At 75.1% G+C, this 21182-nt stretch carries 20 protein-coding genes; 9 read left to right on the forward strand and 11 right to left on the reverse strand.

Going from position 1 to position 21182, the window contains the following annotated elements:
- Window positions 1-11: 11 nt before the first annotated feature.
- Window positions 12-1511 (reverse strand): glycoside hydrolase family 3 protein, encoded by a 1500-nt coding sequence (locus AC2CHG_RS07440; protein ID WP_366619231.1) that lies wholly within the window; start codon window positions 1509-1511, stop codon window positions 12-14.
- Between the two features lie 139 nt (window positions 1512-1650).
- On the opposite strand from AC2CHG_RS07440, the gene AC2CHG_RS07445 reads away from it, so the two are divergent.
- The 4 genes from AC2CHG_RS07445 (at window position 1651) to AC2CHG_RS07460 (ending at window position 5206) form a co-directional block, all read left to right on the forward strand.
- Window positions 1651-1773, forward strand: a complete 123-nt coding sequence (locus AC2CHG_RS07445) for a hypothetical protein (protein WP_013285408.1) — start codon at window positions 1651-1653, stop codon at window positions 1771-1773.
- A 67-nt stretch (window positions 1774-1840) separates the two neighbouring features.
- Complete coding sequence (locus AC2CHG_RS07450) at window positions 1841-3472, forward strand: RecQ family ATP-dependent DNA helicase (protein ID WP_366619229.1); 1632 nt, start codon at window positions 1841-1843, stop codon at window positions 3470-3472.
- A 63-nt stretch (window positions 3473-3535) separates the two neighbouring features.
- Window positions 3536-4039, forward strand: a complete 504-nt coding sequence (locus tag AC2CHG_RS07455) for a hypothetical protein (RefSeq protein ID WP_135239346.1) — start codon at window positions 3536-3538, stop codon at window positions 4037-4039.
- 123 nt (window positions 4040-4162) lie between these two features.
- Window positions 4163-5206 carry an AraC-like ligand-binding domain-containing protein gene (locus AC2CHG_RS07460; protein ID WP_366619226.1) on the forward strand — a complete coding sequence of 348 codons (1044 nt, stop codon included), beginning with the start codon at window positions 4163-4165 and terminating at the stop codon, window positions 5204-5206.
- A 174-nt stretch (window positions 5207-5380) separates the two neighbouring features.
- Here the strand turns inward: AC2CHG_RS07460 and AC2CHG_RS07465 are convergent, their stop codons facing one another.
- The 8 genes from AC2CHG_RS07465 to AC2CHG_RS07500 are packed head-to-tail and all read right to left on the reverse strand — an operon-like array spanning window position 5381 to window position 14083.
- Window positions 5381-6370 carry a DNA topoisomerase IB gene (locus AC2CHG_RS07465; RefSeq protein ID WP_366619224.1) on the reverse strand — a complete coding sequence of 330 codons (990 nt, stop codon included), beginning with the start codon at window positions 6368-6370 and terminating at the stop codon, window positions 5381-5383.
- Window positions 6354-7313, reverse strand: a complete 960-nt coding sequence (locus AC2CHG_RS07470; protein WP_366619222.1) for a glycosyltransferase family 9 protein — start codon at window positions 7311-7313, stop codon at window positions 6354-6356. The genes AC2CHG_RS07465 and AC2CHG_RS07470 overlap by 17 nt, the downstream gene beginning before the upstream one ends.
- Window positions 7310-8011: an SDR family oxidoreductase gene (locus tag AC2CHG_RS07475; protein ID WP_484524420.1), complete on the reverse strand. Its 702-nt coding sequence runs from the start codon at window positions 8009-8011 to the stop codon at window positions 7310-7312. Before AC2CHG_RS07475 ends, AC2CHG_RS07470 begins: the two co-directional genes overlap by 4 nt.
- 55 nt (window positions 8012-8066) lie before the next feature.
- Window positions 8067-9557: a PfkB family carbohydrate kinase gene (locus tag AC2CHG_RS07480; RefSeq protein WP_484524421.1), complete on the reverse strand. Its 1491-nt coding sequence runs from the start codon at window positions 9555-9557 to the stop codon at window positions 8067-8069.
- The gene (locus AC2CHG_RS07485; RefSeq protein ID WP_262012329.1) at window positions 9554-10246 is read right to left on the reverse strand and encodes a D-sedoheptulose-7-phosphate isomerase; all 693 of its coding nucleotides are present in this window, start codon (window positions 10244-10246) and stop codon (window positions 9554-9556) included. Before AC2CHG_RS07485 ends, AC2CHG_RS07480 begins: the two co-directional genes overlap by 4 nt.
- Window positions 10246-11463, reverse strand: a complete 1218-nt coding sequence (locus tag AC2CHG_RS07490; protein WP_484524422.1) for a glycosyltransferase — start codon at window positions 11461-11463, stop codon at window positions 10246-10248. Before AC2CHG_RS07490 ends, AC2CHG_RS07485 begins: the two co-directional genes overlap by 1 nt.
- Complete coding sequence (locus AC2CHG_RS07495; protein WP_262012327.1) at window positions 11448-12422, reverse strand: glycosyltransferase; 975 nt, start codon at window positions 12420-12422, stop codon at window positions 11448-11450. Before AC2CHG_RS07495 ends, AC2CHG_RS07490 begins: the two co-directional genes overlap by 16 nt.
- Entirely contained in the window at window positions 12419-14083 is a 1665-nt protein-coding gene (locus AC2CHG_RS07500; RefSeq protein ID WP_484524423.1) for an HAD-IIIA family hydrolase, read from the reverse strand. The genes AC2CHG_RS07495 and AC2CHG_RS07500 overlap by 4 nt, the downstream gene beginning before the upstream one ends.
- A gap of 182 nt (window positions 14084-14265) precedes the next feature.
- Between AC2CHG_RS07500 and AC2CHG_RS07505 the strand changes: the two genes are divergently transcribed.
- Window positions 14266-14712 carry an SRPBCC family protein gene (locus AC2CHG_RS07505; RefSeq protein WP_194801005.1) on the forward strand — a complete coding sequence of 149 codons (447 nt, stop codon included), beginning with the start codon at window positions 14266-14268 and terminating at the stop codon, window positions 14710-14712.
- Between the two features lie 90 nt (window positions 14713-14802).
- Complete coding sequence (locus AC2CHG_RS07510; protein ID WP_194801004.1) at window positions 14803-15570, forward strand: polyprenol monophosphomannose synthase; 768 nt, start codon at window positions 14803-14805, stop codon at window positions 15568-15570.
- Window positions 15571-15962: 392 nt separating this feature from the next.
- Here AC2CHG_RS07510 and AC2CHG_RS07515 read toward each other — a convergent pair whose 3' ends face one another.
- On the reverse strand, window positions 15963-17555 hold the full coding sequence (locus AC2CHG_RS07515) for a phytoene desaturase family protein (RefSeq protein WP_355507715.1): 1593 nt from the start codon (window positions 17553-17555) through the stop codon (window positions 15963-15965).
- A gap of 72 nt (window positions 17556-17627) precedes the next feature.
- On the opposite strand from AC2CHG_RS07515, the gene AC2CHG_RS07520 reads away from it, so the two are divergent.
- Window positions 17628-19061 (forward strand): aldehyde dehydrogenase family protein, encoded by a 1434-nt coding sequence (locus AC2CHG_RS07520; protein ID WP_484524424.1) that lies wholly within the window; start codon window positions 17628-17630, stop codon window positions 19059-19061.
- A gap of 60 nt (window positions 19062-19121) precedes the next feature.
- On the opposite strand, the gene AC2CHG_RS07525 is transcribed toward AC2CHG_RS07520, so the two are convergent.
- Window positions 19122-19526, reverse strand: coding sequence for a ChaB family protein (locus tag AC2CHG_RS07525; protein WP_262012323.1), 405 nt, complete (start codon window positions 19524-19526; stop codon window positions 19122-19124).
- Window positions 19527-19664: 138 nt separating this feature from the next.
- Between AC2CHG_RS07525 and AC2CHG_RS07530 the strand changes: the two genes are divergently transcribed.
- Both AC2CHG_RS07530 and AC2CHG_RS07535 read left to right on the forward strand, forming a co-directional pair.
- The gene (locus AC2CHG_RS07530; RefSeq protein WP_357208640.1) at window positions 19665-20687 is read left to right on the forward strand and encodes a YihY/virulence factor BrkB family protein; all 1023 of its coding nucleotides are present in this window, start codon (window positions 19665-19667) and stop codon (window positions 20685-20687) included.
- A gap of 57 nt (window positions 20688-20744) precedes the next feature.
- Window positions 20745-21161 (forward strand): DUF2795 domain-containing protein, encoded by a 417-nt coding sequence (locus tag AC2CHG_RS07535; protein ID WP_194800999.1) that lies wholly within the window; start codon window positions 20745-20747, stop codon window positions 21159-21161.
- Window positions 21162-21182: the final 21 nt, after the last annotated feature.

A 21182-nucleotide genomic window follows, 5' to 3' on the forward strand; every position in this document is an offset into this window, starting at 1 on the left:
CGGACCGGGAGTCAGCGTGCCCCGGTCAGCACCTCGGCGGCGGCCCGCGCCGCCGCGGCGGTGGCGCCGTGGGTGGCCAGGTGCACCGCGCCGGTGACCAGCTCGGGCACGCCCAGCTCGACCACCACCGCGTCGGGGCGTACGGCCAGCGCCCGGCGTACCGCGTCCCGCATCCAGTCGTGCCGGTGCAGGTCGCGCACCACGAGCACCAGCGGCCGCCCGGCCGGCGTCGCGCCCGGGTCGGCCGGTACGGCGTCGGCGGCGTAGCGGGCGGTGGTGGTGCCGGGCGCCAGGTGCGCCAGCGGCACGGCGACGCCCCACGGCGTCTCCTCGCCGATGGCGATGTTGCGCGGCGGCGCGAACTCCACCACGTGCGCCGGACCGGCCAGCGGCAGCAGCGCGGCGTCGCCGGTGACCCGTACCGCCCGGCGGGCGGCGGCGAGCCCGATCGGTGAGCCGTCGGCCGAAGGCGGGCCGGCGATCCGGCGGGCGCGGGCGGCGACGCTCCACGCGGCGAGCTGACCGACCCGCTTGGCCGCCTCGGCGAGCCGCTCCTCGGGCAGTTCCCCGCTGATCACCGCCGCCACGATCGCGTCACGCAGCTCGCGGGCGTCGGCCTCGGTGGCCCGTTCCCCGCCCACGCAGATCGCGTCCGCGCCGGCCACGAGCGCGCGCACCGCGGCGCCGGTGAAGCCGTACCGGTCGGCCACCGCGCGCATCTCGACCGCGTCGGTGACCACCACGCCGCCGAAGCCCATCTCCTCGCGCAGCAGGCCGCCGAGCACGCGCGGGCTGAGCGTGGCGGGCAGTTCCGGGTCCAGCGCCGGCACCAGCAGGTGGCCGGTCATCACCGCCTGCACCCCGGCGGCCACGGCGGCGCGGAACGGGGCCAGCTCGACCGCGTCGAGCCGGGCCCGGTCGCCGCCGATGCGGGGCAGGTCGTGGTGCGAGTCGACCCGGGTGTCGCCGTGCCCGGGGAAGTGCTTGGCGCAGGCGGCGACGCCGCCGGCCTGGAGGCCGCGTACCCAGGCGGCGGTGTGCCGGGCGACCAGCTCCGGGTCGGCGCCGAAGGAGCGCACCCCGATGACCGGGTTGGCCGGGTTGGAGTTGACGTCGGCGTCCGGGGCGTAGTCCAGCGTGACGCCGACGGCCGCGAGTTCGGCGCCGAGGTCGCGGGCGACCTCCTCGGTCAGCGCCGGGTCGTCGACAGCGCCGAGCGCGTAGTTGCCGGGACGGGAACTGCCCCGGGCGGACTCGATCCGGGTGACGTCGCCGGCCTCCTCGTCGATCGCCACGATGACGTCCGGCCGCTCGGCGCGCAGGGTCGCGGTGAGCGTGGCGACCTGCTCGTGGTCGACGACGTTGCGGGCGAACAGGACCACCGAGCCGAGGCCCTCGCCGAGCCAGCGGCACACCCACGGCGGCGGTGTGGTGCCGACGAACCCCGGTTGCAGGACGGCGGCGGCGAGCGCCGCCAGGTCTCCGGTCGATCCCTCGGTCCGCTCGCTCATGTGCTGTCGTACCCCCGTCTCCCCCACGGACCCGCCGGGGCCGGCGGGTGCTGACATGGTCACACCGCACCGCTAAATAGTCAACAATCCTTACTGTTAGCCGCTGGCGCCCCCGGACCTCGCGTGGGAGAGTTCCCACATGTCCGCTCTGCCGCTCGCCGACGCCACCAGCGCCGCCGACATCCCCGGCGTACGCCTGCTCGGCCTGGTGGTCGGCGGCCTGTTCCTGCTGATCGCGATCCGGGCCATGTTCCGCCGCTGATCCGCACCGGGCGGTGAGCGGCGGTGCCGGTTTCGCGCGGGGTCGCCAGGGGTAGCTGAGGCGCTTGATGAAACTGACCACGCACTCCTCCAGCCTGCGCCGGGCGGCGCGGAACCTGTTCGGCTGGACCGCGCTGCGGCCCAACCAGCTCGCCGCCATGCGCGCCGTGATGAAGCGCCGCGACGCCCTCGTGGTGCTGCCCACCGGCGCCGGCAAGTCGGCGATCTACCAGATCCCGGCCAGCCTGATCCCCGGCCCGACGGTGGTGATCTCCCCGCTGCTGGCGTTGCAGCAGGACCAGATCGCCGCACTCAACGAACGACAGCGCCCGGAGCTGCGCGCGGTGCGGATCAGCTCGGACGAGAGCGCCGCCCAGCAGGCCGAGGCGATCGAGGACATCCGGGCCGGGCGCGCGGAGTTCCTGTTCATCACGCCGGAGGCGCTGAGCAACCCGGACCGGCTCGCCGAGGTCCGCGAGCTGAAGCCGGCGCTGGTGGCGATCGACGAGGCGCACTGCATCTCCGCGTGGGGCCACGACTTCCGGCCGGACTATCTGGCGCTCGGTCACCTGATCGACGGCCTGGGCCGCCCGCCGGTGGTGGCGCTCACCGCGACCGCCTCCCCGCCGGTACGCGACGACATCATCGCCCGGCTGCGGCTGCGCGAGCCGGAGGTGGTGGTCTCCGGTCTGGACCGGCCCAACCTCTTCCTGGAGGTGGCCCACTGCCCGACCGACGACTACCGGTGGCGGCGGCTGATCGCGCTGCTGCGCGACGACGAGCGGCCCGGCATCATCTACGTGCCGACCCGGCGGGCGGCCGAGGAACTGGCCGAGCGACTCACCGGCGCCGGCTTCCCGGCCGAGTTCTACCACGGCGGCATGCCCACCGCGGCCCGGCACGAGCTGCACGAGGCGTTCCTCGCCGACCGGGTGCCGATCATGGTCGCCACGTCCGCGTTCGGCATGGGCATCGACAAGCCGAACATCGCCTGGGTGGTGCACATGGCGCTGCCCGACTCGCCGGACAGCTACTTCCAGGAGATCGGCCGGGCCGGTCGCGACGGCTCGCCGGCCCGGGTGCTGCTGCTGTGGCGCGCCGAGGACGTCGGCCTCCAGCGCTACTTCAGCGGCGGCCTGCCGGACTCCAAGGAACTGACCGAACTCGCCGCGGTGCTGCGCGGAAAGGCCCGCAACCGCAAGGAGCTGCGCGAGCTGACCGGTCTCGGTCCGCGCAAGCTGGGTCAGTACCTGTCCCTGCTGGAGCAGGTCGGCGCCGCCGAGCCACGCGCCAAGCAGCGCATCGGCGCGCCCCGGTACGCCCCGGCGGCCGCCGAGTCGGGCCGGGCCGCGCTGGCCGAGGCGGAACGGCAGCAGACGGTGACCCGGTCGCGTACCGACATGATGCGCGCGTTCGCCGAGACCACCGGCTGCCGGGGCCAGGCCCTGCTGGCGTACTTCGGTGAGCAGATGACCGAGGTCTGCGGGCACTGCGACAACTGCCACGCGGGCACCAGCGTCGCCGGTGACGGCGCGGTCGGTCCGTTCCCGGTGCACAGCCAGGTCCGCCACCCGGAGTGGGGCGCCGGCCTGGTGCTCAGCTACGAGGAGGACCGGATGACTGTGCTCTTCGACGAGGTGGGCTACAAGACGCTGTCCGTGCGCGTGGTGTCCGAACAGGGCCTGCTGGAGCTGGACTAGCCTGACCCGGGCGCCGCGGGGGCGCCCGTCGACAACGACGACCACGGCGAAAGGGGCCTGATCGTGATCGAGCAGCCGGCGTACACCCGGTTCGGCGTCTCCGACGAGGAGTGGGGGCTGCTGGTGGGGCTGCCGCAGTCGGTCCTCACCGCGGCGGCCGCCGCCGAGTCCGACGGCACCCGCCGCACCATGGCGGAGAACGCCGCCGGGCTGGAGACCATCGCGGCCGGCCGCGAGTCGGCCAGTCCGCTGGTCGCCGCGGTGGCCGGTGAGGTCGTCGACCGGGTGGGCGACCCGGAGACCGGTGCGGAACTGCCGGTGATCACGCCGCAGGACCCGAAGGCGATGATCGAGGACGTGCTGGCCCGGGCCGGGCAGGCGTCCGCGCTGCTCACCGCGCGGGTGGACGAGGGGCAGGCCGGGGCGTACCGGCACTGGCTGGTGGAGATCGCCGAGCAGGTGGTGGGGGCGGCCTCCACCGGCGGCATCCTGGGTCTGGGCGGCGACGCGGTGACCGATTCCGAGCGCCGTTTCCGGGACCGGCTGTCCCAGGTGCTGAACGACTGAACGGACTCCTAACAGAAGGCTCACAGATCCGTCAATGACGGACGTCACGCCCCACGGGTGTCGCTTTTCGACCCCGTGGGGCGTCCTGCTTAGAGCAGGAGTGGTGAGCCACGGGGGTCGTTGATGGACGGGAAGCTGCGACGTCAGGTGTTCGACACGGAGGCGCTGCCGCCGCCGGAGCGGTTCGGCATGTGGCTGGACATGATGGCGGGCACGCCGACGCCGCTGCGGGTGCACAGCGCGCACGCCGACGACTTCGTCGCCCGGGCCGAGTTCATCGACCTGGGCCGGATGCAGCTCATCCGCTACCGCTACCCGTCGGTGGACTGCGTGCGCACCTCGAAGCTGATCCAGCGCTCCGACCCCGACTACTACCTGCTGGCGCTGACGCTCACCGGGACCAGCCAGGCCGACCAGGCGGGGCAGCGCGCCTGCTGCCGCCCCGGCGACCTCACCTTCTACGACTGCTCCCGCCCGCACGAGGTCAGCCACCACGCCGACACCGCCGGGCCGGCGTACGCCCGCTCGATCGTGGCGCTGATGCCGTACGACGCGCTGCCGTTGCCGCCCCGCCGGCTCGCTCCCCTGTTCGCCGGCCGGATGTCCGGCTCCGAGGGCGTCGGCGGGCTGGTCGCCGACTTCCTCATCCGGATCACCGCCCACCCCGAGCAGTACCACGCGGCCGACGCGGAGCGGCTCGGCGCCGTCGGGCTCGACCTGATCGCCACGCTGCTCGGCCGCAACCTGGTGTCCGAGGACGAGGTGCCCACCGAGGTCCGGCGCCGCGCCCTCCAGGCCCAGGTGCGCGCGTACGTGCGCCAGCACCTCGGTGACGCCTCGCTGGACCCGGGCGCAATCGCCGACGCGCACCACATCTCGGTGCGCTCGCTGCACCGGCTCTTCGAGGACGAGGAGACCACTGTGGCCGCGTACATCAGGGACGAGCGACTGGCCCGGTGCCGCCGCGACCTGGCCGACCCGGCGCTGAGCGACCGCTCGATCCAGGTCATCGCCGCCCGCTGGGGTTTCCGCGACAAGGCGCACTTCAGCCGGGTCTTCCGGGCCGCGCAGGGTGAGACACCCCAGGCGTACCGGGCTCGTCACCTGGAACCGGCACGGATCGTCAACAGCGAGGCATCCGCCGTCAACCTGTCCCGTACATACTGAAAGCTGGGCTACCGCTCGCGGTGAGCCCACGGATATCGGGGGGCCGGGCGTGGCGCCCGCGGCGGTCCCGGCCGCGGGCGGCCCCGCCCGGTGATGGCTCCCGGGACCGCACCGGCGGCCGAGATTCCCGGCCCCGTCGCGCTTCCCCCCAGGACCGACGGGGCCGGTCGGCGGTCAGCCGGCCTCCTCCTCCAGCAGCGCCAGCACCGACTTCTCCACCGCCTCGCGCGGCATCTCCGGCTGCACCGGCGCCAGCACCCCGTCGTGGTAGAGGTCGACCACACGCGGGTCCACGTACGAGGTGCGGGCCACCGTCGGGGTGTTGCCGAGCAGTTCGGCCACCGAGCGCATCACCCCGGCCACGGCACGCTTGCGGGCGGTGGCGGACCGCTGCGGGCCCACGGTGGCCAGTTCGGCGGCGGCCAGCACCGTCGCGTGCCAGGTACGGAAGTCCTTCGCGGTCATCTCGCCGCCGCTGGCGTCGCGCAGGTAGTCGTTCACCTCGTCGCTGCGCACGTCACGCCAGGAGCGGCCGTCCCAGTAGCCGAACAGCCGCTCCTGGGCACGCCGGCGACGGCGCAGGTTGAGCAGCACCCGGCACAGTTCGGCGTCCTCGATCCGGCGGACCTGGTCGATGCCGCCCTTGGCCGGGAACTCGAACACCACGCACCCGCCCCGGGAGCGAGCGTGCTCGGGGCGCAGCGTGGCCACCCCGAACGTCGGGTCGTCCCCGGTGGCGTACTGGTCGCTGCCGACCCGGAACGCACCCATGTCGAGCAGCCGGGCGACGGTGGCGAGCACCCGTTCCCGGCGCAGGCCGCGCAGCGCCAAGTCGTGCGTGACCCGGTCGCGCAGCGTGGGCAGCCGGTGCGCCACCTCCAGCACGTGGTCGAACTTGGCCTCGTCGCGCTTGCGCCGCCAGCCCGGGTGGTAGAGGTACTGCTTGCGGCCCGCCGCGTCGATGCCGGTGGCCTGGATGTGGCCGTTCGGGTACGGCGAGATCCACACGTCCTGCCAGGCGGGCGGGATGACCAGCTCACGCAGCCGGGTCAGCTCCCCAGCGTCGCGTACCGGCTCGCCGGCCGGGTCGAGGAACAGCCAGCCCTTGCCGCGGCGCCGGCGCGCGTACCCCGGCCGGCCCGGATCGCTACGCCGCAACCGCACCGGAGACCCGTTCCACGTCGGCCACCGCAGCCACCACCTCGTCGATCCCGATGGCATCCAATGTCGGGTGGGTTCCTACCCCGCCCGACCCGGTCGAATCCGGGTTGACGGGCGTGGGCTCGATCGCACCCAGCGCCCGGTGGCGGGGGCGGTCCGGCGGTGGACCCCAGTGTGCCGCCGGCACCGGGCCGAACAGCACCACCGAGGCGGTGCCGTAGCCGGTGGCGAGGTGCGCCACGCCGGTGTCCCCGCTGACCACCAGCCGCGCACTTGCGACGAGCGCGGCCATCTCGGCCAGTCCGGTCCGGCCGGCCAGCACCGCCTGCGGCGGCAGCCCGGCGTCGCGGGCGACCCGCTCGGCCAGCGCCCGTTCGTCCGGCGAGCCGGTCACCGCCACCCGGTGCCCGCGCGCGGCCAGCTCCCGGGCCAGTCCGGCGAACCGGTCCGCCGGCCAGCGCTTCGCCGGGATCTTGCCGCCCGGGTGCAGCAGCGTCACCCCGGCCGGTACGCCGGCCGCCGCCGGACGCCGCAGCGCCAGGTCCCCCGGGTCGGCCGGCAGCCCGTACGCGTGCAGCAGCCGGCACCAGCGGCGGACCTCGTGCTCGTCGTCGTCCCAGGCCGGGCCGTCCGGGTGCCCGGCGCCCGGGTTGCGGTAGGCCAGCACGCGGCCGGGGCGGACGGCGGCCAGCGCCCGGTGCGACTGCGGTCCCCGGCCGTGCAGGTTGACCGCCACCTCCGGCGGCGGTCCGGTCCACCCGATCCGGTCCGGCCCGGTGGTGGGCAGCACCCGGTCGACCGCCCCGGTCAGCTCCGCCAGCGGCGCCAGCCAGGCCGGCGCGGCGAGCACCAGCTCCCGGCCCGGCAGGCCGGCGCGCAGGCCGCGCAGCGCCGGCACGGCGGTCGCCAGGTCACCGACCCCGAGCGCGCGCAGCACCAGGATCACGGGTACGAGGACTCCTGCGCGGCGCAGACCACCATCTCGCGTACCGCGCAGCCGGCCGGCTGGGACAACGCGAACATGACCGCGGCGGCGGTGTCGGCGGGCTCGTTGAGCACCGCGTCCGGGCCGGGGCGGTACTGCGCGTCCCGCTCGTCGAAGAACGCGGTCCGCATCCCGCCCGGGATCAGCAGCGTCACCCCGACCGCTCCGGCGAGTTCGGCGGCGAGCGCCCGGGTGAACCCGACCACCCCGAACTTCGCCGCGCAGTACGCCGTCGCGTCGCTGACCGCCTTCACGCCGAGCGTGGAGGCGACGGTGACGATGCTGCCCCGGGAGGCCTCCAGCCAGGGCAGCGCGGCCCGGATCACCGCGGCGGTGGCGAGCAGGTCGACGGTGACGATCCGTTCCCAGGTCTCGGCCGGGATGTCGGCGAGCTTCCCGGGCACGTCCATCCCGGCGGCGGTGACCACGGCGTCCAGCCCGCCGGAGCGTTCCGCGAGGTCGCGGGTGGCGGCCTCGGCGGCGCGGGTGTCGGCCAGGTCGCACTCGACCCAGGGCACCCCGTCGGCGGGACGCTGCCGGTCCAGCACCAGCGGGCGTCCCCCGGCGCGGGCCACCGCGGCGACCACCGCCGCGCCGAGCCCGCTGGAGCCGCCGGTGACCAGGACGGTCGGCCCGGCTCCGGGCACGCCGGCGCTCACGCCGCCACCGTCGGACCGGCGGGCGCGACCGCGCCGGGTCGGATGCGTCGCTCGTTCATCGTGCTCCCTTCGCCGTGGACCGGACCTGCGCGACGGCCTCGGCCGGGTCGACCGACGAGGCCGGCCAGCCGCCGCTGCCCCGCCCGGCCCGTGCCGCCGCGATCATGTCGGTGGTCGAGCGCCCGTCGAGGTACGGCACGACCACCGTGTGGCCGCCCCAGCGGGCCAGGATCTCCGTCTCGGGCAGCGTCTCCGGGCCGCCACCGCTGGCGTAGTCGCCGCCCTTGACCCAGATGTCCGGGCGCAGCCAGGACAGCGCCGCCTCCGGGGTCGGCTCGTCGAAGATCAGCACCGCGTCGACGCAGCCGAGCGCGGCGAGCAGCCGGCCCCGGTCGCCCTGCGGCACGACCGGGCGTTCCGGGCCCTTGAGCCCGGCGACGCTGGCGTCGGAGTTGAGGCAGACCACCAGGCAGTCGCCGAGTTGCCGGGCCGCCTGGAGCGTCGCCACGTGCCCGGCGTGCAGCAGGTCGAAGCAGCCGCCGGTGGCGACCACGGTGCCGCCGGCCGCGCGTACCCGGGCCACCACCTCGCCGGCCGCCCCGGCGCCGATCCGGTCCCCGCCGCCGGTGACCACCTCCGGGGCCACCGCGCGCACCGGCGCGGGCAGCGCCGCAGCGACGCCGCCGCCGGCCACGTACGCGGACGCCTCGGTGACCGCCTCCTGCACCGCCTCGGACACCAGCGCCCCACGGGCCAGGGCGAGGGTCGCGGTGGACGCGAAACGGTCGCCCGCCCCGCAGGTGTCCCCCTCGGCGGGCGGCGCCGGCACCACAAGGGGCGTGGACCCGGCGTGGCTGAGCAACGCGCCGTCCCCGCCGAGCGTCACCGCGACCGCGCGTGCCTGCCAGCGGCGGCGCAACGCGTGCGCGCTGCGGGACGCGACGGCCAGGCGGGAGCCGCCCGGCGGCGTCTTTGCCAGCTCGCGGGCCTCCGGCTCGTTCGGGGTCGCCAGGTGCACACCGGGCACGGCGGCCGGTCCACGCGGATGCGGGTCCCAGACCACAGGTGCCCGGGTGGCGGTCAGCGCGGCGCGCAGCGCCGGATGAGCTGCCACGCCCCGGCCGTAGTCGCTGACCAGCACGGCGGACGCACCGGCGATCAGCCGCAGCACGGCGTCGCTCGGCTGCCCCGGGGTACCGGCGCTCCCGCCCCGGTCGTGGCGCAGCAGCACCCGCCCGCGCGCCCGCAGCCGGATCTTCTCCGGGGTGGCACCGGCCAGCGGAAGCGCGTACAGCCGGACCCCGGCGGCGGCGAGCAGCGTGCCCAGCCGGGCCCCGCCCGCGTCGTCGGCGACGGCGGTGACCAGCGCGACCTCGGCGCCCTGCGCGGCGGCGAAGACGGCGGCCAGCCCGGCTCCACCCGGCCGGTCGGCGGAGACGGTCTCGTCGAGCACCGGCACCGGGGAGTCCGGGCAGAGCCGGTTCACCAGACCTTCGACGTCGCGGTCCAGCAGCGTGTCACCGAGCACCACCACCGGCCCCCTCATGCCACGCCTCCCCGTCCGGCCGGCGCCGCCGGGTCCGGCTCACCGACGACGACCTCGACGCCGGCGCGTACCGGCCCGGCCGCGGGCTGGGCGGCGAGCGCGGCGGGCAGCGCCAGTTCGACGTACTCGCAGAGCACGTGCGAGGCCACCAGGTGCAGTTCCTGCACGACCTGCCCGTCCGGCGAGTCGATCGCCAGGTGTTCGTGACAGATGTCGGCGAGGGGGTTGGGTGCGGGTCCGGTGAAGGCCCAGCAGCGCATGCCGGTCTGGTGGGCGGCGCGGGCGGCGGTGAGGAGGTTGGTGCTGGTGCCGCTGGTGGACAGGAGCAGGAGGATGTCGTGGGGCCGGCCGTGGGCACGGACCTGCCGGGCGAAGGCCTCGTCGTATCCGTAGTCGTTGGCGATGGCACTGAGGGCGCTGGTTTCGGCGTGCAGGGCGATGGCGGACAGGGGCTGGCGGTCGTGGCGGAGCTTGCCGACGAGTTCGGCGGTGAGGTGCTGGGCTTCGGCGGCGCTGCCGCCGTTGCCCGCGACCAGCAGGCGGCCACCGGCAGCGAGCCGCTGCGCCAGTTCCTCACCCCAGCGGGCCAGCATCTGTTCCGCCTCCCGCAGCGGCAGCAGCGCGGCAGCCAGCAGGCTCAGGTGGTCCTCCAGCACCGTCGCGCCGGCGGCCGGCGTCCCGGCCGTCATCAGGCGACCACCCGGGTCGGGCGGCGCACCGAGGCCACCTCGCCGTACAGCTCGGTGAGGCGGTCCGCGGTGGTGGCCCAGGAGTAGCGGGTGCGGGCCCGTTCCAGCGCGGCGGTGGCGTAGGCGAAGCGGCGGATCCGGTCGCCGAGCAGGCCCCGGAGCGCCGCGCCGAGGGCGGCCGGCTCCCGGGGCGGCACCAGGTCGCCGGTGCGTCCGGCCACCACCGTGTCGATCAGCCCGCCGACCGCAGTCGCGACCACCGGTACGCCGCAGGCCATCGCCTCCAGCGGGGTGAGCCCGAACGGCTCGTACCAGGGTGCGGCCACGAGCACGTCGGCCGACCGGTACCAGCGGCCCATCTCCTCCCGGGGGACCGCGCCGACCAGCCGGACCCGGTCGGCGACGCCGAGGGAGTGGGCCAGCGCGCGCAGGCGCAGCGCGTACGGGTCGGTCTCCAGGAGTCCGGCCGGTGGCCCGCCCACGACGACGCACTCGGCGTCCGGCACCTCGGCGACGGCCCGGATGACGTCCTGGAAGCCCTTGCGCTCGACCAGGCGGCCGACGGTGAGGATGCGGGCCCGGCCGCCGTCGCGGTCGGCGGCCGGGCCGAGCGGGGAGAACGTCGTGAGGTTCACCCCCGACGGCACCACTGTCATCCGGGACCGGGGCACGCCCATCCGGACCAGTTCGGCGACCTCGTCCTGGCACTGGGCGACCACCCGGTCCACCGAGCGGCCCAGCTTCCGCTCGTGTTCGACCCGGCCCGGCGGGCTGGTGTCCTGCACGCCCTGGTGGCGGCGCTTGACGGTGCCGAGCGCGTGGTACGTCTGCACCATCGGCACGCCCGCGCGGCGGGCCGCGGCGAGACCCGCCAGCCCGCTCATCCAGAAGTGCGCGTGCACCACCTCGGGCTGCCAGTCGCCGGTGCGCCACCGGTCGGCAAGCCACTGCCCGAACGACGGCATGTACGGCAGCAGGTCGTCCTTGGCCACCGGTTCGGCCGGCCCGGCCGGTACGTGCACCACCTCGTACCCGTCCGGGGTGCGGACGCTCACCGGCAGGTCCACCGCGTCGAGCCGGGTGTAGACGCGCACGTCGTGACCGGCGGCCGCGAGCGCGGCGGAGAGCTCCGCGACATGCGTGTTCTGGCCACCGGCGTCCTCCCCGCCGAGGACGGCGAGCGGGCTGGCATGCTCCGAGATCATCGCGATGCGCATACTTCCTCCTCCAGCAGCCGGTCCCAGTCGGCGAGGAATCGATCCAGGCCGTAGCGGTCCCGGGCGGCGGCCCGGGCCACGGCGCCCGCCCGGCGGGCGGACTCCCTGTCGTCCAGCAGCCCACGGGCGGCGTCGACGAGCGTGTCGACGCGTGTGGACAGCGCTCCCGCGGCCGGTGGCACCGCCTCCACCGCCTCGGTGGTCGCCAGTGCCACCACGGGCATGCCCATGGTCATGGCCTCGATGAGGCTGAGGCCGAGTGAGGTCCAGCGGCACAGGTGCAGGTACGCGCGCCGTTTGGCGAGTTCGGCGTGCATGGCGTGCTGGGGTACGTCGTCGTGGCTGGTCAGCCGGTCCTCGGGCAGGCCGAGATGGGCGGCGAGACCGTCCACCTTCATCCCGTAGACGTCCAGCGGCGCCAGCGCGGCGAACCGGGCGAGCAGGTCGGTGCCGGTGACCCGCCAGCGGCGTACCGGCTCGTTGATGACCACGGCGAGGCGGTCGAGTTCCCCGGTCCACTCGACGTTCGGTGGTACGACGCCGTGGTCGACGACAGTGGTGCGGGTGGCGCCGTTGTCCCAGAACAGCTCGTTGAACGCGGTGACGTGGGTGAGCAGCAGGTCGTCGCGGTCGGCCATCGGGTGCCGGGTGTTCGGCACGTCGCCTTTCGGCGTGTTGTGCTCGACGTAGATGGCCGGCACGTCCCGCCCGGGCCGGCGGCCGAGCCACTCGGCGGCGAGGTCGAGTTCCTCGGGGCGTTGCAGGATCACCAGGTCGACGTCGGTGTCGCGCAGTTCGTCGGGGGTGACCTCGACGGCACTGTCCGGCCACGGGTAGGTGCGCGCCCGGCCCAGCCCGTACGGCCCTCGATCAGGGGTGACCGGCACCAGGTAGCGGTGCTTGCCGTGCACGAAGGAGGTCGTCCACGACCCGTGGACGTGCCACAGCAGGATGTTCATCCGGCCACCCCGCCCGACACCGGCGCCGGCACGCCGAGCAGCCGCAACGCCTCCAGCACCCGTCCCGGCTCGACAGCCGACAGGCACGGGTGACCGGGCACCGGGCAGACGGTGGCGCGGGTGTCCCGGCACGCCGCCCCCGCGTCGCCGAGCCGCACCGTCGGCACCCGGTACGGCCCCCACTGCCCGAACGGCACCGTGGGGGCGAACAGGCTCACCACCGGCACGCCGAGCGCGGCGGCCAGGTGCGCCGGTCCGGTGTTGCCCACCACCAGCGCCCCGGCGCCGGCGATCACCGCCGCCAGGTCGTCCAGCCCGGTCCGCCCGCCCAGGTCCACGCCGCCCGCGGCGGCCACGCGCTCGGTCAGCTCCCGCTCGTCCGGTCCGCCGGTGACCACGACCCGGTAGCCGGCCGCGCCGAGCACGCGGACCACGCGGGTGGCCAGCTCCTCCGGGCAGGCGCGGGTCTCCACCGACGAGCCGGGGTGCAGGACCACGTAGCCGGGTTCGCCGGCGTCGGCCGCGCGCGGCGGAAGCCGGTCGGTGCGGATGCGCAGCGCCGGTTCGTCGTGGCCGGGCAGCGCGAAGCCGGCGGCGGCCGCGAGGGACAGAGCACGTTCCGGTTCGGGTACGCCTGCCGGAACGCGGTGGCGGACGTCGAGCAGGCTGCCCGGGTAATCGTCGCTGATCGCGCTGATCCGCGGTATCCCGGCCAGGCGCAGCAGCAGCGCGAGGGGCAGGGCGGACTGGTGGAAGGAGGTGAACACGACGGCCTCGTCGGCGCGTACCTCCGACAGCCGGTCGGTGAGCGCGCGCACGGCACCGGGGTCGACGGGTGGGGCGGGCGCGTCGATCCACGGCAGTGGCGCCTCGATGATCTCGTCCACGCCGGGGAGCAGTTCGGCGGCGGCCCGGCCGCGTGGCCCGCACAGCAGCACCACCCGCTGCGCTCCGGCCGCTACCGCCCGGATGCCCGGCCCGGTCACCAGCACGTCGCCCGCCGCGTCGCTGCGGACCACCAGCACCGTCCCGCGACGCGACCGGCGCGCGGGGTGCGGCGCGGCCGTCAGGCGCATCCGGGCCAGCACGATGCCCACCGCGTCCGGCAGGTCGGCGGCGACAGTGGGCGCGGCGGCGACCTCGGCGGCCCGGGTCGCCGGCGTGGGCACCATGATCGCGGCGGCGCCCGCAGCCGCGGCGGCTGCCGTGTCCGCGCCGATGTCACCGATCAGCACGCACCGGGTGGGCCTGGTGCCGAGCGCGCGGGCCGCCTCGTGGACGAGGCCGGGCGCGGGCTTGCGGCAGGCGCACCCGTCAGCTTCCGCGTGCGGGCAGATCACCCAGTGGTCGAAGGGCCCGAGCAGCTCCTCCACCCGGGCGTTGACCAGGCGCAGGTCGTGCGCGGTGAAGTACCCCCGGGCCAGGCCGGACTGGTTGGTGACCACCGCCAGCCGCAACCCGGCGGCCCGCAACCGGTCCAGCGCCTCCCGGGCGCCGGGCACCGGCCGTACCTTCTCGGGGTCGCCGTTGTACGGCACGTCCTCCACCAGCGTGCCGTCCCGGTCCAGCAGGACCGCGTCGTACAGGCCGGACGGGAACCGGTCAGCACCCGGGTCAACCCGGGCTGACCTGCACTGATCCCGCTCCTGGTCCCGTCGCACGGGCGGCGGGTTCCCGAGGCCCCGAGGAGTAAACGTCGGCGTCGGCGCCAGGCCGCCCCGCCGGTGCCGCACAGCCGGGTGCACACCTGCCACGACCGGCCCGGTCCGGCGATACCCGCCGCCCCGGAGAAGCTAACCCGGATCGCCGTTAGCGACCGCCCGCGCGGGGGTACCGCTCGGTGATGGCGGTTGTGGAGAAGGTGATCGACGCGCCCCCGGAGCAGGTCTTCGAGGTGCTCGCGGACGGGTGGACGTACAGCGACTGGGTGGTGGGCACCGCGCACGTGCGGGACGTGGACGACACGTGGCCGCGCGTCGGCAGCCGGCTGCACCACCGGGCCGGGCCGTGGCCGTTCTCGCTCCAGGACAAGTCGACGGTGCTGGAGTGCCAGGCGCCGCACCGCCTGGTCCTGCGCGCCGGGCTGTGGCCGGCCGGGGAGGCGGTCGTGGCGTTCGTGCTGGAGCCGCTCGACGACGGCAGGACCCGGGTGACGCTCGGCGAGGACTTCGCCGCCGGGCCGTTGCGGTGGATCCGGACCAAGCTCAACGACCTGGTGCTGCATCTTCGTAACCGGGAGACGCTTGCCCGGCTGTCCGACATCGCGACGCGGCAGAAGCCGGAGCGGTGATCGATCGCCGGCGGGGCGTCTGTGCGGCCGCCGTGCGAGGGACTGGCTACCCTCTCAGGTGAACCTGTCGGCTGACCGAGGATGTCCGTGATGATCGAACCCGTGCAGTTACCCTCCCCGTGGGGGGATGCGCGCCTGACCGTCGTCGTTCCGACCTACAACGAGGCGGGCAACCTCCCGGTGCTGGTCGAGCGCCTCCTCGCGCTGCCGCTGCCGGGGCTGAAGGTGCTGGTCGCCGACGACAACTCCCCGGACGGAACCGGCGAGGTCGCCGACAAGCTGGCCATCGAGCACCCGGACCGGGTGATGGTGGTGCACCGCCCGGGCAAGGAGGGCCTCGGCCGGGCGTACGTGGACGGCATCGGCCGGGCCCTCGACGACGGTGCGGACTTCGTCGCGCAGATGGACGCCGACCTGTCGCACCCGCCGGAGGCGCTGCCCGGCATGCTCGGCGCGCTGCTGTCCACCCAGGCTTCGGTGGTCATCGGCTCCCGTTACGTGCCCGGCGGTGAGCTGGACGAGAACTGGCCGCTGTACCGGCGCGCGCTCAGCGGCTGGGCGAACCTGTACGTGCACACGCTGCTGCGGGTCCGCATCCGCGACCTGACCGCCGGCTTCAAGATCTGGCGGGCGGACGCGCTGCGCGCGATCGGGCTGGACCGGGTCCAGTCGAACGGCTACAGCTTCCAGGTGGAGATGCACTATCTCGCCACCAAGCTGGGCCACACGATCCTCGAGGTGCCGATCCGCTTCGAGGAGCGCCGCGACGGCGACTCGAAGATGACCACCGCCACGAAGATCGAGAGCGCGCTGATGCCGTTCAAGCTGCGCAGCCGGCACCGCAACCTCGACTCCTGACCCGCTCTCCCGCACCTCCACCGCGCCCTCACGCTGCGTCATTGTCACCGCGCGTGAGGGCGCGGTCGTCCGGCCACATTCCCTCGTCGGCCCCTTTGCTCTGCAGCCATCGGCGCAGCACCGCCCTGAGCAGGGGCGCCTTCCGGAGCACCGTTTCGCCGGGCGCCCGGCTGCGGACACGGTGCGTGACCGATGCGTATGCGGGTGCAGAGCAAAGGCGGCGGTGCGGTCGCGCCTCGTCCCGGGCAGCCCGCAGATCTTGGTAGGAAACGGCCCCCATAGGGGCACTTTCGTACCAAGATCTACGGCGACTCCCAGGATGCGGGCTGCCGATCTCGTTTTCCGGGATCACTCGGCCCGTGGGCGGGGCAGCCGGTGGGGGCGCGGGCGGGTCAGCGGTAGATGGTGCGGTGGGCGGCGGCGATCGTGCGGGCGTACACCTCGCCGGTGACCGCCCGGTCGCGTGCGAGCGCGGCGCGTGCCGCGTTCGCCCCCGGCGCGCCGTGCACGCCACCGCCCGGGTGGGCGGAGGCGCTGGCCAGGTAGAGCCGGTCGACCGGGGTGTCGGCGCGGCCCAGGCCGGGGATCGGCCGCAGGAACAGCTGCTGGTACGCCGCGGCGGTGCCCCCGCCCAGCGCTCCCCCGACCAGGCTCGGCTCGGCGTCCTCCAGGTCGGCCGGGCCGGCCACGTGCCGCCCGACGATCGACGCACGGAACCCGGGTGCCGCCGCCTCCAGCACCTCCTCCATCCGCTCCACGTGCCCCGCCACCTCCTCGGCCCGCCAGTCGCGGCGGAACGGCAGGTGGGTGTAGGACCAGAGCGACTCGGTGCCGGGCGGTGAGTGGCTCGGGTCGGCCACCGACATCTGCCCCACCAGCAGGAACGGATCCCGTGGCAGCTCGCCGCGGGCCAGCTCGGCCGCGTACGTGGTGAGCCCGTCGAGGTCGGCGCCCAGGTGCACGGTGCCGGCGCCGGCCAGGTCGCGGTTCTTCCACGGCACCGGCGCGGACAGCGCCCAGTCGACCTTGAGCGTGGAGCCGTCCCACCTGAAGTGCGCCAGGTCCTCCACCATCCGGGGCGGCAGCGCCGCCGCGCCGACCAGGTCGAGGAAGAGCGCCGGGGCGGGCACGTCGGCGAGCACCGCGCGCCGGGCCCGCCAGTCGGTGCCACCGGCGGTGCGGACGCCCATCGCCCGGCCCCGGGCGGTGAGCACCCGCTCGACCCGGGCGCCGTACGTGATCCGCCCGCCCCGCTCGACCAGCCGCGCGACGAGCGCGTCGGTGATCTTCTGGGCGCCGCCCACCGGTACCGGCCAGCCCACCTGCTGGCCGAGCATGGCGAGCAGCCAGCCGTACACCCCGGAGCCGGCGTCCTCCGGGGACAGGTCGGTGTGCAGGGCGCAGCCGGCCAGCAGCACCGTGCCGCCCTCGCCCTCGAACAGTTCCGCGCCGAGCTTGCGGACCGGCAGCACGAGGCGGCGGGCCAGGCGGAGCGCGCCGCCGACCCGGAGTTGCCGCAGCAGGCCCAGCCCGCCGCGTACCGGCGGGAACGGGGTGGTGATGGTCTGCAGCATCGGCTCGGCCACCTGGCACCAGTCGGCGTACGCGTGCCGCCAGCGCTCCCCGTCGCCGGGGGCGAACGCCTCCAGCGAGGCGGCGGTGGTGTCCAGGTCGCGGTTGACCACTGCGGCGCGGCCGTCCGGGAGCAGGTGCGCCAGCACGTCCGGCGCGTGCGTCCAGGACAGGCCGTGCCGTTCCAGGTCCAGCCCGTCGAGCACCGGGGAGGCGTAGCCGAGCGGGTAGAAGGAGCTGTAGAGGTCGCTGAGGTAACCGGGCGCGGTCACGTACGCGGAGCGCACGGCTCCGCCGGGCGCCTCGGTGGCCTCCAGGACCTCGACGTCCCAGCCGGCGTCCACCAGCAGGTTCGCGGCCACCAGCCCGTTGTGCCCGGCCCCGATGACGACGGCGTCTGCGGTGGAGGTCATCGGATCCGGCTACCCGGCCGGTCACCGGGCGAAACGCGTTTGTCCCGCCCACGCCGGGGCAAGCACGGCCGCATGTACACGGTTGCGCAGCTCATTGGTGGGGTGTGGGGCGCCGGCGGCGAGGGCGGCGAGCTGGTCGTCCACGATCCGGCGGACGGGTCGCCGGTGACGCGGACGCCCGTCGCGACGGCCGACGAGGTGGCCAAGGCGGTGGAGGCGGCCCGGGGCGTGGCGGCGGAGTGGGCCGCGACCGCACCGGCGGAACGGGCCGCGGCGCTGCACCGGGCGGCGGACGCGGTCGAGGCGGCGGCAGACGAGCTGGCCGAGGCGACCACGGCGGAGATGGGCAAGCCGCTCGACGACGCGCGGGGCGGGGTGGCGGCGGGCGTCGGCACCCTCCGACAGTACGCCGAACTGGCCCCCGTCCGGGGCGGCCGGACGCTGCACGGCGCGCACGACGCGCTGGACTTCACGGCCCCCGAGCCGCGCGGCGTGGTCGCCGCGATCACCCCGTGGAACGACCCGGTGGCGGTGTCCTGCGGCCTGCTCGGCGCCGCGCTGGTCACCGGCAACGTGGTGGTCTACAAGCCGAGCGAGCGGACCCCCGCCACCGGCTGGCTGCTGGCCCGCGCGCTGGACTCGGCGCTGCCGGCCGGGGTGCTGTCGCTTCTCACCGGCGGTGGCGAGGTGGGCGCCGCGCTGGCCGGGCAGGAACTGGACGTGATCGCCCACGTCGGCTCCACTGCCACCGGCCGGGCGATCGCCGCCGCGGGCGCGCGTACCGGGGCGAAGGTGCTGCTGGAGAACGGTGGCAGCGACCCGCTCGTGGTGGACGCGGACGTCGACCCGGTCTGGGCGGCCGACCAGGCGGCGCTCGGGTGCTTCGCCAACGCCGGTCAGATCTGCGTGGCGGTGGAACGGATCTACGCGCACCGCGACGTCGCCGAAGGCTTCCTGGACGCGCTCGTGGCGCGCGCCGAGGCGCTCACCGTGGGCCCCGGCCGTGACCCGGGCACGCAGCTCGCGCCGCTGGTGGACCGGCGGCACCGGGACCACGTGCACGGGCAGGTCACCGCCGCGCTCGCCGACGGCGCCCGGGTACGCGCCGGCGGGGTGCTGCCGGACGGGCCGGGCGCGTTCTACCCGGCGACGGTGATCGAGGGCTGCCGGCACGACATGGCGCTGGTTCGTGAGGAGACGTTCGGGCCGGTCGCCCCGGTGGTGGTGGTCGACTCGTTCAGCGAGGGACTGCGCTGCGCGGCCGACTCCCCGTACGGCCTGGCCGCCACCGTGCTGACCGGCTCGATGAGCCACGCCCAGCGCGCCTGGCGGGAACTGCCGGTCGGCACCGTGAAGATCAATTCGGTGTTCGGCGGGGCGCCCGGCGGCGCGGCCCAGCCGCGCCGGGGCAGCGGTCAGGGCTTCGGGTACGGCCCGGAACTGCTGGACGAGTTCAGCACCGTGAAGGCGGTGCACCTGGAGGCGCCGGGCGGCGGCCACTGGTGAGACGGCACGACACGAGCCCGGGACCGAGGCGGTCCCGGGCTCGACGCGTACCCCCAGGGGTCAGCGACCCCCGCGGGCCTTGCGGGTCGCGTTGTTGTTCGCCTTCTCGATCGCCTCGACCAGTTCCGGCTTGGTCATCCGGGACCGGCCGCGCACGTCCAGTTTCTTCGCCACCTCCATGAGGTGATCCTTGCTGGCGTTGGCGTCCACCCCACCGGCCGTCGGCGCGCGCCGCGCCGGGCCGCCGCCTTCGGCCTGCTTGTCGCTGGGCCCCTTGCGGCCCTTGGGCTCCCAGTGGTCGCCCACCTTCTCGAACTCGTGCTTGACCGCGGCGAAGGCGGTGCGGTGCGCCCGCTCCCCCTCGCCGTACGTCTCGACTGCCGAGTCGTGCGTCTTCTCCCAGGTCCGCTGCGCCTTCGCCGGCGAGCGCCGCAGCGTGCTGGGCAGTACCTCGCGCCCGGGCATCTCGTCCTCCTGGAGTCTCGATCGGCTGTCTGGTGTGGTTCCCGCCCGCCCGGCGGGCAAACCGGCACCCGGTTTGTCGATTTCCCGCCGGGGGTACCGCCCGGCCACGCCCGACGGCGGGGCCTGGAGGAGGCGGACATGACCGTGACGACACCACAGACGGTCGGCGGCCGGACACGGTCCCGCTTCCCCCGCCGGATCCGCCAGCTCAACTGGCGCACCTGGCGCGGTGTGCTGGTGCGCAGCGGCAAGGGTTTCGTCACCGACAACTGCGCCGACTGGGCCGCGGCGCTCACCTACTACGGCGTGCTGGCCCTGTTCCCGTCCACGATCGTGGTGGTGGCTCTGGTCGGCCTGGTCTCCGACGGCCCGCGCACCGTCGACACCGTGATCGACCTGGCCCGGGAGATCGGCGCCGGCTCGGTGGTCGGCAACGACGCGTTCGTGGGTGTGGTGCGCAACGTGGTCGAGCAGCAGGGCTCGGCGAAGGTGCTGCTCAGCTTCGGTCTGCTCGGCGCGCTCTGGTCCGCGTCCGGGTTCATCGGCGCGTTCACCCGCGCCTCCAACGCGATCTACGGGGTGCGGGAGGGCCGGCCGTTCTACCGGCTGCGCCCGTTGCAGATCGGCATGGCCGCGGTGACGATCGTGCTGCTCGCGGTGGTGGCCACCGGGCTGATCGTCAGCGGCCCGGTCACCGACGCGGTGGGTGACCTGCTGCACGCCGGGGCGGTGGCCCGCACCACCTGGTCGGTGGCGAAGTGGCCGCTGCTCGCCGTGGTCGCGATGACGCTGCTGTCGCTGCTGTTCTGGATCGCGCCGAACGTCCGCCAGCCGCGGTTCCGCTGGCTCACCCCGGGCGGCGCCCTGGCACTCGTGGCCTGGGTGCTCGCGTCCTTCGGCTTCGGCCTGTACGTGGCGAACTTCGGCTCGTACGACGTCACGTACGGCAGTCTCGGCGCGGTCATCGCGTTCCTGGTGTGGCTCTACCTGTCCAACTGCGCGTTGATGCTCGGCGTTCAGGTGAACGCCGAGCTGCAACGCGGGCGGGCGATGCAGGCCGGGGTCGAGGAGCCGGACGACCCGGTGCTGCCGCCCCGTGCCCCGGCCGAGGACGAGAAGACGGACGGGGAGAAGACGGCCGACCGGTTGCCGCCCGGATGACCGGCTCTCCCGGGCGGCGCCGGTTTACCGGCGGTCCCCCGGGGCATCTCCCAAGGCATGGAACGTGGCAGCAGCAAGCACTCGCCCAGGGTCGACGACCAGATGAGCAGCGAGGTCAGCGGTCTCGTCCAGAGCGCCGGCACCGGCGGTTCGCGGGCCGAGGAGTTCCGGATCCCGGAGCCGGCCGGCGAGGACCAGCCGGAGGCCACCACCGCGCCGGCCGGGGAGCTGCGCAGCGGCACGCCGCAGGGCATGAGCTCCGAGGACGTCGAGGCGCGCAGCCGTCTGGGGCGGTTCATCACGATGACCGCCCTGCCCGGTGACCGGGAGGCGCTGCTGGCGAACGCGCGGGAGAACGAGGCGCCGACGGACATCGTCGCCGCCCTGGAGACCCTGCCCGCGGGCGCCCACTACCAGACGATCTCCGAGGTGTGGGCCGCACTCGGGCACAGGAACGAGACGACGCGCTGGTGAGCGGGCCGGCCCACGGCCCGT

The organism is Micromonospora sp. ATLC20 (genome assembly GCF_057196585.1).

Bases quoted from the DNA above. Each gene is read 5' to 3' on its own strand.
- AC2CHG_RS07440 (WP_366619231.1), bottom strand. From the start codon at position 1,511: ATGAGCGAGCGGACCGAGGGATCGACCGGAGACCTGGCGGCGCTCGCC.
- AC2CHG_RS07445 (WP_013285408.1), top strand. From the start codon at position 1,651: ATGTCCGCTCTGCCGCTCGCCGACGCCACCAGCGCCGCCGACATCCCC.
- AC2CHG_RS07450 (WP_366619229.1), top strand. From the start codon at position 1,841: ATGAAACTGACCACGCACTCCTCCAGCCTGCGCCGGGCGGCGCGGAAC.
- AC2CHG_RS07460 (WP_366619226.1), top strand. From the start codon at position 4,163: ATGGACGGGAAGCTGCGACGTCAGGTGTTCGACACGGAGGCGCTGCCG.
- AC2CHG_RS07480 (WP_484524421.1), bottom strand. From the start codon at position 9,557: ATGAGGGGGCCGGTGGTGGTGCTCGGTGACACGCTGCTGGACCGCGAC.
- AC2CHG_RS07485 (WP_262012329.1), bottom strand. From the start codon at position 10,246: ATGACGGCCGGGACGCCGGCCGCCGGCGCGACGGTGCTGGAGGACCAC.
- AC2CHG_RS07490 (WP_484524422.1), bottom strand. From the start codon at position 11,463: ATGCGCATCGCGATGATCTCGGAGCATGCCAGCCCGCTCGCCGTCCTC.
- AC2CHG_RS07495 (WP_262012327.1), bottom strand. From the start codon at position 12,422: ATGAACATCCTGCTGTGGCACGTCCACGGGTCGTGGACGACCTCCTTC.
- AC2CHG_RS07505 (WP_194801005.1), top strand. From the start codon at position 14,266: ATGGCGGTTGTGGAGAAGGTGATCGACGCGCCCCCGGAGCAGGTCTTC.
- AC2CHG_RS07510 (WP_194801004.1), top strand. From the start codon at position 14,803: ATGATCGAACCCGTGCAGTTACCCTCCCCGTGGGGGGATGCGCGCCTG.
- AC2CHG_RS07515 (WP_355507715.1), bottom strand. From the start codon at position 17,555: ATGACCTCCACCGCAGACGCCGTCGTCATCGGGGCCGGGCACAACGGG.
- AC2CHG_RS07520 (WP_484524424.1), top strand. From the start codon at position 17,628: ATGTACACGGTTGCGCAGCTCATTGGTGGGGTGTGGGGCGCCGGCGGC.
- AC2CHG_RS07525 (WP_262012323.1), bottom strand. From the start codon at position 19,526: ATGCCCGGGCGCGAGGTACTGCCCAGCACGCTGCGGCGCTCGCCGGCG.
- AC2CHG_RS07530 (WP_357208640.1), top strand. From the start codon at position 19,665: ATGACCGTGACGACACCACAGACGGTCGGCGGCCGGACACGGTCCCGC.
- AC2CHG_RS07535 (WP_194800999.1), top strand. From the start codon at position 20,745: ATGGAACGTGGCAGCAGCAAGCACTCGCCCAGGGTCGACGACCAGATG.